This is a genomic window from Legionella pneumophila subsp. pascullei, assembly GCF_900637585.1.
GTDB lineage: Bacteria > Pseudomonadota > Gammaproteobacteria > Legionellales > Legionellaceae > Legionella > Legionella pascullei.
This window is the reverse complement of sequence record NZ_LR134380.1, coordinates 2,005,004-2,019,493: the sequence shown is the minus strand read 5'-3', so window position 1 is coordinate 2,019,493 and position 14,490 is coordinate 2,005,004. Positions and strand designations below refer to the sequence as shown.

The following is a 14,490-nucleotide window of genomic DNA, read 5'->3' as shown; positions in this document are numbered from 1 at the left end:
TGTGGGATATCACTTATAAAAACAAATTATTGTAATCTAATTACGCGATAATATTATCTATATTTTTCCCATTCTTTTATAAATGAAAAAAGGAATTTTTGTAATAATGGCCATGATCACTCTCCAGAAACCGGGATAGTAAAAGAATCTTTTTTTATGATTTATTTTTTTCCAGCATGCTTTTGCACAGTCATGTGGTTGAGCCGCATAAAAAATTCCTGGTAGTCCATAAGTTTGTCTAGTATCAATGTATCCAAGACGAGCGATTAAGATATGTTGATGTGGAGTTGCCTTTTGTTGCAAGCCTTCGAGAAATAGTTCAATTGCTGCTTTACTGGCGCCATAAAGACTATTTTTGGCGCGGCCACGACAGGCGGCAACAGAGCTTAAATAAACGATATGATGCTTTTCTTGTTTGGCTTGTAAATAGGTATTAATCAAGATCGCAGTAGATGTGATATTGGTATTAATTAAATGTTTAATCGATTGCAGATTCAAGTGGTCATTGTCGGTAAAATCACTATGCGCAATAAATAAATCTAACTCTCTTTCTCCAGTTTTTAAAATGGTAAGTAATTGCTTTTCAGGTTCGGACAAATTGATAGATATTGTTTCACAAGGGACTTTATATCGCAATTGAATGTCTTTTGAGATCAAGGTTAATTGTTCGGGATTCCGTGCAATCAAACATAAATGGTTACCGGCTTGCGCGGCAAGATGTGCGAATTGTTCTGCAATAACTGAAGTGGCTCCTATAACAACCCATTTTCTCTGTATCATTTTATGATTCCTAGACGTATGGCAAGATCAGAGCGCATGGGGCATTGATATTTTGTCAGTACTTGAGAAAATTTCGATTGATTTTCATACATTCTAGAATATTGCTCTGGACTTAGTAATAAATCTTTAGCCAAATAAATTCGCCCGTTATTTTCTACAATGAATTGATTCATGGAGCTTATAGCTTTTTGAGCTTGGGAATTATTAATAAAATCAATAGCCAGGGTAAATCCAGGTCGACAAAAGGAAAGCAAACCCACTCCAGGTTGCGTAAATAATTTGAGGACAGTAAGGGTTGGGGTAGCATTATGAACCCTAATAATCTCCACTATGTGATTAATAATTTGTATTGCACTGTCTTGATCAAATACAGCTTGAAACTGGATGAGTCCTCTGGGTCCGTAGAGCCGGTTCCAATGGGATATTTTATCCAGAGGGTTGTTGTATTGAGTGAGATTCATCAATTGATTTTCTTTTTTTCTGGAATAAAAATAGTGATTAAATAATTTCATGTTCCATTTTTTGATAAGGCCAAATGGTAATTGAGGCAGGTTATAAATTGTTAATTTTTTATTAGAAAAGGTTGGTGATTCACAATAATTTGCTGTTGACAAAATGGCTCGGGGTTCTGAGTATAATAAGTCTAGCCAGGCTACTTGATAATCTTGTTGAAGACCGTAGCTCCCCATTTCTTCAATTAATGCATGGATGGATGCAAATGGTTTATTTTGTACCGCTAGAAGGCGTGGTGCTTTTTTAAGACGAATAGCGACTTGTGTAATAATGCCTGTTAAACCTAAACCTGCGATAGTTGCGGAAAATAAATCAGTGTTTTTCTCGCGGCTACAATGCATGATCCGATCGCCAATCAATAAATCAAACCAGGAAATATGATGGCCAAAACTTCCCGCAGAATGATTATTTTTACCATGTACATCATGGGCTATGCCTCCAGCTACAGTGGCAAATACTGTGCCAGGAAGTACAGGAGGAATGAATTCATCATGCAGTAAAAACAGATCCCTGAATGGTGTTCCACCCTGACATACCACGATACCAGTTTCGACATCAAAATCAATGAAATGATTAAATCGACTTGTATCAATTACTAAACCATCTTGATTTAGGCAGCTATCACTGTAACTTAAGCCTGTGCCTCTAGTTAGCATGTTTGTAGGCTGATTTTGTGCAATATAGTGAATAAGTTCTTTCTCTGTATCAGGTCTTATGCAATAGGACTCACTATATATTGCGCGGGTAAAATTAGTTAATATGATTTTTTTGCTGCGCATATCAGAATTTTTTTTTAAAAATAGATAGTTGAGTGTCGCATGATTTTTTTATTATGGAAACAGGATCAAAGGTTATACGCTGTCTATAATTAAATCAAATCTCATTTGAAGGTATTCTAATGAACAAAATATTCAATCTTGTCAGCATAAGCTGTTTTTTCTTCTTTTCCTTCATAGCATTTGCAGCAGATATTCCTAACCTGGATGAAGGCACAGATAAGTTAAATATGGAAGAATGTGTTGGGGAAAATTATCAGCAATGCCTGGATGATGTTTGTTTAACCTCTGAGGAAATAGATTGTAATTCCAATTGCCAAAGTTTAGCTGAAGATAAATGCGAACAACAAGCAGTAGATTAAGTGAATGACTCCCAAAACACTTCTTTGATTGAAAAGGCTAAATTACCCTCAAGAAATATTTTAAAACTTAAAGTATAAGAATTATTAGCATAATGGTTCCATTGCTTTTATCAGGATAAACTTTATTAAGATAAGGTAATCAATAAAGTCTTGAGGTTTTTTATGTCAATACTTTGACAGAGTCACATTCAATGAGTTAATCAAAGTTGGATTATTAGATTAACCATTTGATTTATCATTATATTTTTTGAATGGCATAAGCTTTGCATAAATATAATTATTCTTTGATTGTTATTCATTTAGGAATTTGATTTTAAACTAATCAACACTTCAACTTTAAAAAAGATTGAAAATCTGGTTGAGATGCAAATGGATTGCTTATGACTGAGAAAGACGTGTTATCACAAGAAGAGATCGATGCATTACTGGATTCAGTGGATGAGTCAATTGATGATGAAACGAGTGATGAAGCGGTGGACTCAGCAGAGCAGCCAGCTCGTAAAAAATCAGAAGATACTGCTAACCAGGAAGTAAACTCCTCTTTTGATTTTGACAAAAAAGCGGCAGACGATGGTGTCAAAACACTTAACTTTACTGGACAAGAGCGTATTGTTAAAGGGCAGCTTCCGGTATTAGACAAAATCTATGATAGGGCTGTTCGTCTGTTTGCAGCAGATATTTATCATTTAACTGCTAGAGATTTTGAAATCAAACAAGACCCTCTACATATTACAAAGCATAAGGAGTTTATGCAGAGTTTACCTAACCCTAGCCTGATAAGTATCTATAAATTCAAGCCTCTTCGCGGTAAAGGAATTATTCTGTTTGATAGTACCTTTGTATATGACTTAGTCGATTATTATTTTGGCGGAAATAGCCAGTTTGGCGCGCAAAAGGATAAAACTGATTTTACTGCTACTGAACTTCGTGTTATGGAAGTCGTAACTAAAAAACTGGTAGCTAATTTAATGCATGCCTGGGAACCCATAATTCAACTGGATGTAACAAAATTCAATGACGAAACAAATCCCCAGTTAGTGAATATTGCCGAGCCAGAAGAAATGTTGCTTGTGGCACGGTTCATATTAAATTTTGGCAAGGAAACCGGAGCTTTTTACTTCATATTACCTTACTCTATGCTTGAGCCCATCAAGCAACAATTGGAGTTGGGGGCATCAAGACCAGATGATGAAATCGATCCTAATTGGATTAACTCTCTGAAAGAAGAGCTCATGGACGTTGAATTGACGGTAAGTGCTTCAATGGCTGAAACCGTGAGTACTTTAGGACAAGTAATGTCCTGGAAAGTAGGAGATTTCGTACCTTTGGAAATGAATGAAGAAGTAACCTTGGACATAGAGGGAACACCAAGCTTTACTGCGACCTTAGGTAGTGCAAATGAAAAACGAGCTTTGAAAATAATTAAAACAATACGTTATTAGGGGACAAGGATGACTCAAGTGAACGAAACCACTATGGAGCAATTAAATCAAGGGAATCCAATTAATCCAGATACTGGCAATGAAAAATTGGAATTAATTTTAGATATCCCTGTCTCAGTGACAGTAGAAATCGGTCGCACCAAAATGACGATTCGTAATTTACTTCAACTAAATCAGGGAGGCATAGTAGCACTTGATCGCTTAGCTGGTGATCCCCTTGATGTGCTAGTCAATGGTACTTTAGTAGCTCATGGTGAAGTTGTAGTAGTTAACGATAAATTTGGTGTCAGATTAACTGATATTGTTAGCAAGGCTGAACGAATAAAACGTCTCAAATGAAAAATAAAGTACTCTATTTGACATTTTTGAGCCTTTCTCTAATCAGTACGGTTGTTTGGTCATCTTCTTTAAGCTCAAACGCGATCAGCCATGGCGAACTGATACGAATCATTTCAGGGCTCCTGTTTGTTTTATTCATTATTATTTTTTTATCTTGGATAGTGAAACGTATGCATAAAGTAAGTATTACTTCATCTAAAGGATTTCAAACTGTAGCAAGTATGATGTTAGGTCCAAAGGAAAGAGTTGTATTGCTGAAAACTGGGGACAGGTATTTATTAGTAGGCGTGAGTTCCAATTCTATTAATCTCCTATGTGATTTTGGTAATCAACTTCCTGAGGGGTTTGATGCTGATCATAAATCGTCTTTTGCCGATGTGCTGAAATCAGCGATAGGAAAATCATAAATGAAAAGTAAAAGTTGGTTATTGATTCTTATAGTATTTTTCTTATTACCTATTACAGGTCATACAGACCCTTTATCTTTTCCTGTTGTCACAATGCAGCCCGGAGTTAATGGTTCACAATCTTATAGTATCAATCTGCAAATTTTAATTTTTATGACTTTATTGACTGTTTTGCCAGGTTTGCTGATGGCAATGACGTCATTTACAAGGATAATTATTGTACTGTCAATTTTACGGCAGGCAATAGGGATGGCCCAGACGCCTACCAATCAAATATTAATAGGCATTGCTTTGTTTATGACTTATTTTGTTATGTCACCTGTATTCAACAAAATCAATGAAACGGCAATACAACCCTATATGAATGAAAAGATTGATTTCTCTCTGGCATTATCTAATGCACAAAAGCCGCTTCGCCAGTTTATGCTAAATCAAACGAGAAAAAATGATTTGTCTCTCTTTGAGAAATTTGCTCAAAATGTACCAAAAACTGTAGATGAAATTCCTATGAGTGTTCTCATCCCGGCGTTCATCACTAGCGAGTTAAAAACCGCATTTCAGATAGGATTTATACTATTTTTACCCTTTTTAATTATTGATCTTGTTGTATCCAGCGTTTTGATGGCTATGGGTATGATGATGCTTTCACCCTTGATTATTTCATTGCCTTTTAAAATCATGTTGTTTGTGATGGTCGATGGATGGACCTTGGTATTGGGTTCACTTGCGTCAAGTTTTGCCATTGCCTAGGAGGCTATATGACCCCAGAATCAGTTGTTTCATTGTTTAGTGACAGTATTTATATCATTTTGTTATTACTGGCAGTGTTGATATTACCAGGATTAATTGTTGGACTAATCATATCGATGTTTCAGGCTGCGACCCAAATCAACGAGACCAGTTTAAGTTTTATACCTAAATTATTTGTTACTTTTTTGGCTCTAATATTAGCAGGGCCTTGGTTATTAAAAACATTGATAAATTATACAGATACTCTGATAAGCAATATTCCTTATTTGATTGGATAGAAAAATGAATCTTGATTATCAAACTATGATTCGCTTAATGAGTCAATTTATTTGGCCCATGGTGCGTATTGGCGGTTTGATGCTTACGGTGCCAGTTTTATCTTCAGCACTGTTACCGGCACGAATTAAAATTCTCTTTGTTTTTGCTTTAAGCTGTGTGTGTTTTGTCTATGTGCCTCACGACTTGTCTTTCGATAATTTTAATGGTCTTTATCTTGTCTATCTCGTACAGGAATTGTTATTGGGCTTGCTAATGGGATTTGTTTTACAAATAGTATTTCAAGTATTCATTCTTGGTGGACAAATTATCTCAATGCAGGCTGGTTTGGGATTTGCTGTGATGGTTGATCCCACCAGCAACGCCAGTGTTCCTTTAGTAAGCCAATTCTATTTAATGATGACGACATTAATATTTTTAGCATTGAATGGCCATTTAGCTGTTCTCGAAACTTTAATAGAGAGTTTCAGAGTAATGCCAATCGGTAAATCTTCTCTGGATCCATCGATTGTCTGGAATCTGATTATGTTTTCAGGGTGGATGTTTAAAGAAGCGGTATTGATTTCAATACCAGCAATTTTATCTTTGCTTATTGTAAGTTTGTCTTTTGGAATCATAACGCGAGTTGCTCCGCAATTAAATCTTTTTTCTTTAGGTTTTCCAATTACATTATTGATGGGTTTTGTCATCATAAAAATAGGTTTACCTACTGTCGGGACAGAAATGGTAGAGAGTATTAAGCATGGAATCCAGTTTATAACAGGAATATTGCGCTGATGGCTGATGAAGAACAATCACAAGAAAAAACGGAACAACCCTCTTCGAGGCGATTAAAGGAATCACGAAAAAAAGGGCAGGTTGCACGTTCCAAGGATTTTAATGCAACGGTCATTTTATTATTTACCGGACTTGGTTTTTTTATTTTTGGGAAGCAATTTTCACTTCAAGTCGCTATTATAATGCAAAAGGCATTTGATTTTGATCAAGATATTCTTGTTACCGGGAATAACACATTGGAAAGTTTGTTTCAGCTAACAAAAGCTGGGCTTTGGTCTGTTGTTCCTCTGTTGGCCGTTATTTTTATTTTATCTTTACTAGCGCCATTACTGATGGGAGGATGGGTTTTTAGCGGACAGTCTATACAGCCAAAATTTTCCCGATTAAACGTACTTAAAGGTTTTAAGCGCATGATTTCTCTAAAAGGATTTGTTGAGATGCTTAAGGCTTTTTTAAAATTTGTTTTGGTAGCAAGCGCATCTATTATAGTGCTTAGATCGCAAGTTCCATTGTTGCTTGAACTGGGTAAAGCACCATTAGAAACAGCAATCACTAGTGGAGTAATGATTCTTTTAAAATCTTTTGTATTGATTTCCGCAAGTTTGATATTAATTGCGGCAATAGATGTTCCATTCCAATTATATGAACATAGTAAATCCATTAAGATGACTAAGCAGGAATTAAAAGATGAATACAAAGAGACAGAAGGAAAACCAGAGGTAAAAAGCGCTATACGCCGTGCACAGCAGGAGATTGCAAGGCGACGGATGATGAGCGAAGTACCGAAAGCCGACGTCATATTGACCAATCCTACTCATTATGCAGTTGCTCTTAGTTATCAAAAGAAAGGAAAAAAGGCACCAGTGGTGATTGCCAAAGGCAAAAACCTGGTTGCTTTTCAGATATCCAAAGTTGCTAAAGAGCATAAGATTCCTATCATTTCAGTTCCATCATTGGCTCGAGCTATTTATTTTTCAACCAGACTGAATGCAGAAATTCCTAGAGGATTATATGTTGCTGTGGCTCAGGTGTTAGCCTACATTTTTCAGCTACGTGACAAGCAACGATATGATTATAAGCCTGAAATTTTACAAAATGTACCTATTCCACCTGAATTGGCTCGCGAAGCAGAGGAGGATATTGAATGAATAATGTGATGAATTATATAGAATATTGGATGCGCCAAGGGTTTGGTACTCCGTTGATACTGATTGTTATGATAAGCATGATGATGTTGCCTCTACCTCCTTTCCTCTTGGATATATTTTTTACTTTTAATATTGCTCTTTCTTTGGTTGTTTTATTGGCAGTTATTTATAGTGAAAGACCCTTGGATTTTGCTGTGTTTCCGACAGTGATACTTGTGGCAACTTTGTTAAGATTGGCTCTCAATGTAGCTTCTACACGAGTAGTCTTACTCAATGGTCATAATGGTACCGATGCCGCCGGTCAGGTCATAAAATCTTTTGGTGAAGTGGTGATTGGCGGTAATTACACGGTAGGTATAGTGGTATTTATTATCCTTGTCGTTATTAACTTTGTTGTAGTGACTAAAGGTGCTGGCCGTGTATCTGAAGTAAGTGCGCGATTTACTTTAGATGCTTTACCCGGAAAGCAAATGGCTATAGACGCCGATCTCAATGCGGGTCTAATCAATCAGGAACAGGCAATCAAGCGTCGAACAGAAGTAGCTCAGGAAGCTGATTTTTACGGTTCAATGGATGGTGCCAGTAAATTCGTCCGAGGTGATGCTATAGCTGGAATTTTGGTTTTGATCATCAACATTGTAGGTGGATTGATAATAGGTGTTTTTCAATACAATATGAATTTGAGTGACGCCGTCCATAATTATATTTTATTGACAGTTGGAGATGGTTTAGTCGCCCAAGTTCCTTCACTCTTGTTGTCTACTGCAGCAGCAATCATTGTGACCAGAGTTTCAAGTGCCCAAAATATGGGACAGGCTGTAATCTCTCAAGTGTTTGCAAAACCAAGATCACTTGTCATTGCAGCAGCCATTATTGGTCTAATAGGAATAATTCCTGGTATGCCGCATATTGCATTTATTTTATTGTCGGGCGGATTAGCCGGGATTGCCTATTTATTTATCAAGCAGGAAAAGGTTAGGCGCGAGAAGCAGGATACAGAGCAAAATGAATTCTCACAAGTCAGTGACTCTAAAGTGAGTGAATTATCATGGGATGATGTTAATCCTGTGGATGTAATTGGTTTGGAAGTAGGTTATCGATTGATCCCCATGGTTGATAATGCCCAGGGAGGAATTTTACTTTCGCGAATTAAAGGCGTTCGAAAGAAAATATCGCAAGAGTTGGGGTTCTTAATTCCATCTGTCCATGTTCGCGATAACTTGGATTTAAAGCCTAATCACTACAGATTGAGTTTGGCAGGAGTGATTATGGGTGAATCAATGATTCATCCCGATAAATGGCTAGCAATAAATCCCGGACAGGTATTTGGTGATTTAGAGGGAATTCCAACAAGAGATCCTGCTTTTGGAATGGATGCTGTATGGATTAGTGAAAGCCAAAAGGAGCAAGCGCACACTTTAGGTTATACAGTAGTTGATGCATCAACAGTAGTTGCTACTCATTTGAGCATGATCTTGGAACAAAACAGTCAGCAATTACTTGGCTATGAGGAGACACAGCAACTATTGGATAAATTGTCTCTAAGTTCCCCTAAACTGGTTAAAGAGCTTGTACCGGATGGGCTTTCTTTAGGTATGGTTAGCAAAGTATTGCAGGGATTATTATCAGAACATATTCCATTAACAGACATACGAACTATAGTCGAAACTTTGGCAGAATACGCGTCAAAATCTAAAGATACTGAATATTTGATCAGTCAAGTAAGAATTGCCTTATCACGATTGATAACTCAGAAAATCAGTGGTTTAAATGAAGAGTTGCCTATTATCACGTTAAAACCAGAGCTGGAACAATTGTTGCACAGTACTATACAAAACAGTGGGCATGGCGGAATTAGCTTTGAACCAGGAATGGCGGATAAAATCCAACAGGCGCTAGTCCAGTTTGCTGCGCAACAGCAGGCAAAACAAGAAAGTTCGGTTTTAGTAGTTCAACCAAGCATACGAACCGTTTTGGCACGATTTGTGCGTACAATATCCAATGACTTTCATGTTTTGTCTTATCAGGAAATACCTGATAACAAACAAATAAGAATAATAGGAACTGTAGGTTAGTTTCAAAAGTTGCACAGGTGTGTTGAAGGCAGGAGGCATTATGAAATTAAAACGCTTTGTCGCTGCAGATACTCGCAGTGCCATGCAGCAAATAAAGGCTACATTTGGCCCTGATGCCGTTATTTTGTCAAGCCATAATACAAAAGATGGCGTTGAAATAGTTGCTGCTATTGATTTTGACGAAACAGTGATATCAACTCAAACTGCTGTAGCCATAGCAGAGCCCCCAAGTAGAACAGAAAAATATTCTGTACAAACACCATTAGACGATATGCGTCAAGAAATTTTGACTTTGAGAGGAATGCTCGAAGCACAATTACGAGGAAATATTGGCATTCATGAGCCTTTACATACGGTTATGCTGCAAAAACTTTTATATTTAGGTGTTAGTCCTGATACAGCGACAATTTGGGCTCGCTCAGTAAAGCCCGATTTGAATCAACAAAGAGCCTGGCAATTCATTTTGTCACAGGTGACAGAACAATTGCCAATTCGTGATTCTAATAGAATAGAAGAAGGTGGTGTCTATGCGTTTGTTGGCCCAACTGGTGTTGGTAAAACGACAACCTTAGCTAAAATTGCGGCACGCTTTGCTTTACGTTTTGGTGCTGATAAGTTGGGTTTGGTTACTATGGATACCTACCGAATAGCGGCACAGGAACAACTAGTCCTCTATGGAAAAATTTTGGGAGTTAAGGTTTGTATCGCTCAGGATGAAGTCTCTTTGGCAAGAGTATTGCGTCAATTAAATGACAAAAAATTAATTTTGATTGATACAGCTGGGATGAATCCTGCTGATGAACGTGTAACCAAACAAATGATTGTTTTAAGCAATTATCTGCAATCCATAGAAAAAGTATTGGTATTACCTGCTACCAGCCATTACCAGGTATTAATCGATGCGATTAAACGTTACCAGGCAAATCATGTGGATCAGTGCATTATTACGAAACTGGATGAATCTCTTGCAATAGGTGGGGCCATAAGTGCTGTTATTGAATCCAATTTAGCCGTGGGTTATTTAACCGATGGACAACGGGTTCCAGAAGATATCAAAATTGCTACGCGTCACCAACTTGTTGAGTTATTTGCTCAACAAGAGCTTCAGTTATTTCATCAAGAAAGGGACATCAGCAAAGTAAATCCCAATGTTAGGAGAGCGAATTATGTCGAAACTTAGCAAAGGTATAAAAGATCAGGCTTCTGGCCTCAGAAATTTGTCCCGAAACAAACCTGTTAAAGTGATTGCTGTTTCCGCAGGAAAAGGTGGTGTAGGTAAAAGCAATATCTCGGTCAACTTAGCTATAGCGTTATCTCAGCTAAATTATAGCGTTATGCTTCTGGATGCCGATTTAGGCCTGGCGAATGTGGATATTATGTTGGGGTTGCACACCAAATACAATTTATCTCATGTTCTTCAGGGCATCTGTCATTTAAGTGATATTATTTTACATGGTCCTGCTGGTATAAGAGTTATTCCCGCTGCTTCCGGAACAGAGTTTATGACGCAACTGAGTCCTGCAGAGCATGCAGGAATTATTGATTCATTTAATGAACTAACTGATGATTTGGATTATATGATTATCGACACTGCGGCAGGGATTTCCGAGACCGTGTTGAGTTTTACCCGTTCATCACAAGAGTTGATTGTTGTTGTTTGTGATGAACCTACCTCTTTGACCGATGCTTATGCACTAATTAAAGTGATGAGTAAACGTTATGAGTGGACGCATTTTCATGTTCTGGCTAATATGGTTAGAAATATTAAGGATGGTCGTGATTTGTTTAATAAACTGTTTCGTGTTTCAGAACAGTTTCTGGATGTGCAATTAGATTATCTGGGCGCAATTCCATTTGATGAAAACATTCATAAATCAGTAAAAAAACAAAATCCTATTTTAATTGCTTATCCCGATTCACCTGCTGCTCTGGCTTTACTAGAGTTAGCTGAAACGGTGAGTAATTGGTCATTTAAACCGTCTTTAGGTGGAAACACCAGTTTCTTTTTGGAGCGTTTGGTTGCAGGACAATTTTAAATTATTCGCTATACTTAAAATTAGCTGTACTCTGTTTGTTTTAGATTTACCAAATTACTAATAATTACAATCTGCTGTTATGGTAAGGAGAGTATCGTGGATGCTTTGGCTGCATACAGCAAAGTAAATCAACAAACCCAGGAAGCTCTGGTAAAAAATCATGCCACATTGGTAAAGCGCATTGCACATCATTTGCTCGGACGATTACCGCAGAGTGTACAACTGGATGACTTAATACAATCAGGAATGCTTGGCTTGCTTGAAGCAGCAAGGCATTATGATTCATCTAAAGGGGCGTCCTTTGAAACTTATGCTGGGATACGTATCAGGGGACATATGCTTGATGAAGTGAGACGTAACGATTGGGTGCCTCGTTCTGTATATCGCAACTCCAGAATGATTGCTGATGCTGTGCGCATTTTAGAGCATAAGATTGGGCGTGAGGCTAAGGATAATGAAATTGCCGAAGAGCTGGGTGTGTCATTAGATGAGTATCATGACATGTTGCAAGATTCCATTAGTAGTCATTTATATGGTTTTGACGATTTGGGAGTAACTGATGATATCTTATTTGATCATGAGGGGAATGGCTCAACCGAACCGCACAGGAATGTTATGCGTAGTGATATGATGAATCAACTAACTCAAGTGATTGATAGCCTTCCTCGTAAAGAACGGTTGGTGCTTTCCTTGTATTATGAGCAGGATTTGAATTTGAAGGAAATTGGGGAAATACTGGAGGTTAGTGAGTCTCGAATTTCACAGATTCTAAGCCAAGCAACGCTCCGCATTAGATCAAGATTACCGGAATAAAAGATAAGTATGGACGCTTTGACTTTAATAGGATTATTGACAGGTTTTCTCGCCATTATCGTAGGCCAAATGTTTGAGGGGGGCGATTTAAATTCCTTACTTAATTTTCCGGCCTTACTGATTGTCATGGGTGGAACTTTGGGAGCTGTTATGGTGCAAACTCCTTTAGCCACTTTTAAAAGAGCATTTAGAATATTGCCTTGGGTAGTGAAACCTCCTCATCATAATTTTGAAGAATGCCGTGCGACTCTCATAGAGTTATCTAGAAAAGCTCGCCAGCTTGGTCTTCTTTCTTTGGAGGATCGTTTGGATGTTGAAACCAATCCTTTAATTTATAAGGGGTTGGAACTACTGGTCACTGGAGTGGACAAACTTACCATAAGACAAGTTTTAGAATCAGAAATAGATCGAACGGAACATCAGGATTTACGCGCTGCGTATGTTTTTGAAAGTATGGGCGGGTACAGTCCTACTATAGGAATTTTAGGTGCAGTGCTGGGTTTAATTCAAGTCATGAGGAACCTCGCTGATCCCAGTCAACTGGGTTTAGGTATTGCTGTTGCTTTTGTTGCGACAATTTATGGTGTTGGGTTGGCGAATCTGATTTTTTTACCTGTTGCTAATAAATTAAAAAGTTGTATTTCTCATAGAGTACATTTTGATGAAATGGTTGTTGAAGGCCTGGTCGCTATGGCGAGTGGGGAGAGTCCCAATATGCTGCAGTTAAAATTAAACAACTATGGGCAACACAAGCAAGATGAAATCAAAGCACAAGAAAGATGAAGAGCATCAGGATAATCATAGATGGGTCGTATCTTACGCTGATTTTATTACTTTATTATTTGCTTTTTTTGTTGTGATGTATGCGATTTCTTCGGTTAATGACTCAAAATATAAATCTCTTTCTGAGGGGATGAAATCGGCTTTTAATCAAAAAGATCAAAATAAAGCGACTCAATCAACAGATAACCTAAAAGATGGCCCTGAAGAAAAGAAGACTAAAGGAACTTTTAAAGATGGTTTGGACGATCTGAATAAATCTCTTTCTGAACTGGAAGACGGTGATTTCAAGTTAAACAGACAAGAAGGATGGGTTGAGATAGATATAAAGGCAGGGTCATTATTTGATTCTGGAAGCGCCGATATTAAACCAGAAGCGTTAATCAAATTAATGAAGCTAGCAGAGAAAATTAAGAATCTTCATTTTCCAGTGGTTGTTGAAGGATATACTGATAATGTGCCTATTGAAACGCCCCAATACCCTTCCAATTGGGAATTATCAGCTGCAAGAGCGGCAACTGTTGGTCGAATTTTAAATGGTTTTGGAATTGCCAATCATCGTATTTTGGTTACGGGGTACGGTGATCAGTATCCAATAACTGATAATGATACAGAAGCTGGGAGAAGCCAAAATCGAAGAGTGAATATTATTATTACTAAAAATAGAAAAGTGGACAGAATTCTCAATCCTGATTTAAGCAGAGTACATTTTACTGTTATAAGAAATACAAACTCAGTAGAATTTAATAAAAAAGATATTGAAATTAAGGATAAAAAATGACACATATCATTCTGTATTTGAATGCGATAATTTTTGTACTCTTGGGTAATTATTTATTAAATCAACGAAAAAATATCAATAAATTGCAGGACAAAATAGATTCATTGGAAAAATTGACTAGCCAAATAATAAAAGATCATCCTATGTTAATTAATGCGGATTTATTATTTGCGAAACAACTTAATGACATTAATCAACAATTAATTAGTATTGAGACTCAATTACAAGAATTGGAAAACATAAGACATAACGATGGCAGTTATCAACATGCCTTGAGAATCCTGGAAATGGGTGGTACTCGTGAGGAAATTGTTAGTAGTTGTCATTTATCAAATGCTGAAGCAGAGTTATTAATGAATCTTCAAGCTTATAGAACAGCATTAAAACATCAGAATTAGTATAGATAGAATCTTGCTTTCGCTGTAAAATCTCTGT

The 14,490-nt window shown here is 37.2% G+C and carries 17 protein-coding genes; 15 read left to right on the top strand and 2 right to left on the bottom strand.

Features of this window, described 5'->3' with window-relative positions:
- Positions 1–57: 57 nt before the first annotated feature.
- Positions 58–780 (bottom strand): SDR family NAD(P)-dependent oxidoreductase, encoded by a 723-nt coding sequence (locus EL201_RS09185; protein ID WP_027221979.1) that lies wholly within the window; start codon positions 778–780, stop codon positions 58–60.
- On the bottom strand, positions 777–2,072 hold the full coding sequence (locus EL201_RS09180) for an FAD-binding oxidoreductase (RefSeq protein WP_027221978.1): 1,296 nt from the start codon (positions 2,070–2,072) through the stop codon (positions 777–779). The genes EL201_RS09185 and EL201_RS09180 overlap by 4 nt, the downstream gene beginning before the upstream one ends.
- A 119-nt stretch (positions 2,073–2,191) precedes the next feature.
- Between EL201_RS09180 and EL201_RS09175 the strand changes: the two genes are divergently transcribed.
- The 15 genes from EL201_RS09175 (at position 2,192) to EL201_RS09105 (ending at position 14,453) form a co-directional block, all read left to right on the top strand.
- Positions 2,192–2,431 carry a hypothetical protein gene (locus EL201_RS09175; RefSeq protein ID WP_027221977.1) on the top strand — a complete coding sequence of 80 codons (240 nt, stop codon included), beginning with the start codon at positions 2,192–2,194 and terminating at the stop codon, positions 2,429–2,431.
- Positions 2,432–2,811: 380 nt separating this feature from the next.
- Positions 2,812–3,873 carry a flagellar motor switch protein FliM gene (fliM, locus tag EL201_RS09170; protein ID WP_027221976.1) on the top strand — a complete coding sequence of 354 codons (1,062 nt, stop codon included), beginning with the start codon at positions 2,812–2,814 and terminating at the stop codon, positions 3,871–3,873.
- Positions 3,874–3,882: 9 nt separating this feature from the next.
- Complete coding sequence (fliN, locus tag EL201_RS09165; RefSeq protein WP_027221975.1) at positions 3,883–4,212, top strand: flagellar motor switch protein FliN; 330 nt, start codon at positions 3,883–3,885, stop codon at positions 4,210–4,212.
- Positions 4,209–4,619: a flagellar biosynthetic protein FliO gene (gene fliO / locus EL201_RS09160; RefSeq protein ID WP_027221974.1), complete on the top strand. Its 411-nt coding sequence runs from the start codon at positions 4,209–4,211 to the stop codon at positions 4,617–4,619. Before fliN ends, fliO begins: the two co-directional genes overlap by 4 nt.
- Entirely contained in the window at positions 4,620–5,369 is a 750-nt protein-coding gene (gene fliP / locus EL201_RS09155; protein WP_027221973.1) for a flagellar type III secretion system pore protein FliP, read from the top strand. It begins immediately after the preceding gene.
- 8 nt (positions 5,370–5,377) lie between these two features.
- A complete protein-coding gene (fliQ, locus tag EL201_RS09150; protein ID WP_027221972.1) occupies positions 5,378–5,647 on the top strand; it encodes a flagellar biosynthesis protein FliQ in 270 nt (89 codons plus the stop codon).
- A 4-nt stretch (positions 5,648–5,651) separates the two neighbouring features.
- The gene (gene fliR / locus EL201_RS09145; protein WP_027221971.1) at positions 5,652–6,422 is read left to right on the top strand and encodes a flagellar biosynthetic protein FliR; all 771 of its coding nucleotides are present in this window, start codon (positions 5,652–5,654) and stop codon (positions 6,420–6,422) included.
- On the top strand, positions 6,422–7,570 hold the full coding sequence (flhB, locus tag EL201_RS09140) for a flagellar biosynthesis protein FlhB (RefSeq protein ID WP_027221970.1): 1,149 nt from the start codon (positions 6,422–6,424) through the stop codon (positions 7,568–7,570). Before fliR ends, flhB begins: the two co-directional genes overlap by 1 nt.
- Complete coding sequence (gene flhA, locus EL201_RS09135; RefSeq protein WP_027221969.1) at positions 7,567–9,645, top strand: flagellar biosynthesis protein FlhA; 2,079 nt, start codon at positions 7,567–7,569, stop codon at positions 9,643–9,645. The genes flhB and flhA overlap by 4 nt, the downstream gene beginning before the upstream one ends.
- Positions 9,646–9,685: 40 nt before the next feature.
- A complete protein-coding gene (gene flhF / locus EL201_RS09130; protein ID WP_027221968.1) occupies positions 9,686–10,825 on the top strand; it encodes a flagellar biosynthesis GTPase FlhF in 1,140 nt (379 codons plus the stop codon).
- Positions 10,812–11,681, top strand: a complete 870-nt coding sequence (locus EL201_RS09125) for a MinD/ParA family protein (protein WP_027221967.1) — start codon at positions 10,812–10,814, stop codon at positions 11,679–11,681. Before flhF ends, EL201_RS09125 begins: the two co-directional genes overlap by 14 nt.
- Positions 11,682–11,777: 96 nt before the next feature.
- On the top strand, positions 11,778–12,494 hold the full coding sequence (locus EL201_RS09120) for an RNA polymerase sigma factor FliA (RefSeq protein WP_027221966.1): 717 nt from the start codon (positions 11,778–11,780) through the stop codon (positions 12,492–12,494).
- A 9-nt stretch (positions 12,495–12,503) separates the two neighbouring features.
- A complete protein-coding gene (locus EL201_RS09115) occupies positions 12,504–13,277 on the top strand; it encodes a flagellar motor protein (protein ID WP_027221965.1) in 774 nt (257 codons plus the stop codon).
- Entirely contained in the window at positions 13,252–14,055 is an 804-nt protein-coding gene (gene motD / locus EL201_RS09110) for a flagellar motor protein MotD (RefSeq protein WP_032828849.1), read from the top strand. The genes EL201_RS09115 and motD overlap by 26 nt, the downstream gene beginning before the upstream one ends.
- Positions 14,052–14,453 (top strand): DUF2802 domain-containing protein, encoded by a 402-nt coding sequence (locus EL201_RS09105; protein WP_027221963.1) that lies wholly within the window; start codon positions 14,052–14,054, stop codon positions 14,451–14,453. Before motD ends, EL201_RS09105 begins: the two co-directional genes overlap by 4 nt.
- Positions 14,454–14,490: the final 37 nt, after the last annotated feature.

Excerpts from the sequence above, each read along its gene's own strand:
- EL201_RS09175 (WP_027221977.1), top strand. The coding sequence starts at position 2,192 with ATGAACAAAATATTCAATCTTGTCAGCATAAGCTGTTTTTTCTTCTTT.
- motD (WP_032828849.1), top strand. The coding sequence starts at position 13,252 with ATGAAATCAAAGCACAAGAAAGATGAAGAGCATCAGGATAATCATAGA.
- EL201_RS09125 (WP_027221967.1), top strand. The coding sequence starts at position 10,812 with ATGTCGAAACTTAGCAAAGGTATAAAAGATCAGGCTTCTGGCCTCAGA.
- fliQ (WP_027221972.1), top strand. The coding sequence starts at position 5,378 with ATGACCCCAGAATCAGTTGTTTCATTGTTTAGTGACAGTATTTATATC.
- fliN (WP_027221975.1), top strand. The coding sequence starts at position 3,883 with ATGACTCAAGTGAACGAAACCACTATGGAGCAATTAAATCAAGGGAAT.
- fliM (WP_027221976.1), top strand. The coding sequence starts at position 2,812 with ATGACTGAGAAAGACGTGTTATCACAAGAAGAGATCGATGCATTACTG.
- fliR (WP_027221971.1), top strand. The coding sequence starts at position 5,652 with ATGAATCTTGATTATCAAACTATGATTCGCTTAATGAGTCAATTTATT.
- fliO (WP_027221974.1), top strand. The coding sequence starts at position 4,209 with ATGAAAAATAAAGTACTCTATTTGACATTTTTGAGCCTTTCTCTAATC.
- fliP (WP_027221973.1), top strand. The coding sequence starts at position 4,620 with ATGAAAAGTAAAAGTTGGTTATTGATTCTTATAGTATTTTTCTTATTA.
- flhA (WP_027221969.1), top strand. The coding sequence starts at position 7,567 with ATGAATAATGTGATGAATTATATAGAATATTGGATGCGCCAAGGGTTT.
- EL201_RS09180 (WP_027221978.1), bottom strand. The coding sequence starts at position 2,072 with ATGCGCAGCAAAAAAATCATATTAACTAATTTTACCCGCGCAATATAT.
- EL201_RS09115 (WP_027221965.1), top strand. The coding sequence starts at position 12,504 with ATGGACGCTTTGACTTTAATAGGATTATTGACAGGTTTTCTCGCCATT.
- flhB (WP_027221970.1), top strand. The coding sequence starts at position 6,422 with ATGGCTGATGAAGAACAATCACAAGAAAAAACGGAACAACCCTCTTCG.
- EL201_RS09185 (WP_027221979.1), bottom strand. The coding sequence starts at position 780 with ATGATACAGAGAAAATGGGTTGTTATAGGAGCCACTTCAGTTATTGCA.
- flhF (WP_027221968.1), top strand. The coding sequence starts at position 9,686 with ATGAAATTAAAACGCTTTGTCGCTGCAGATACTCGCAGTGCCATGCAG.
- EL201_RS09105 (WP_027221963.1), top strand. The coding sequence starts at position 14,052 with ATGACACATATCATTCTGTATTTGAATGCGATAATTTTTGTACTCTTG.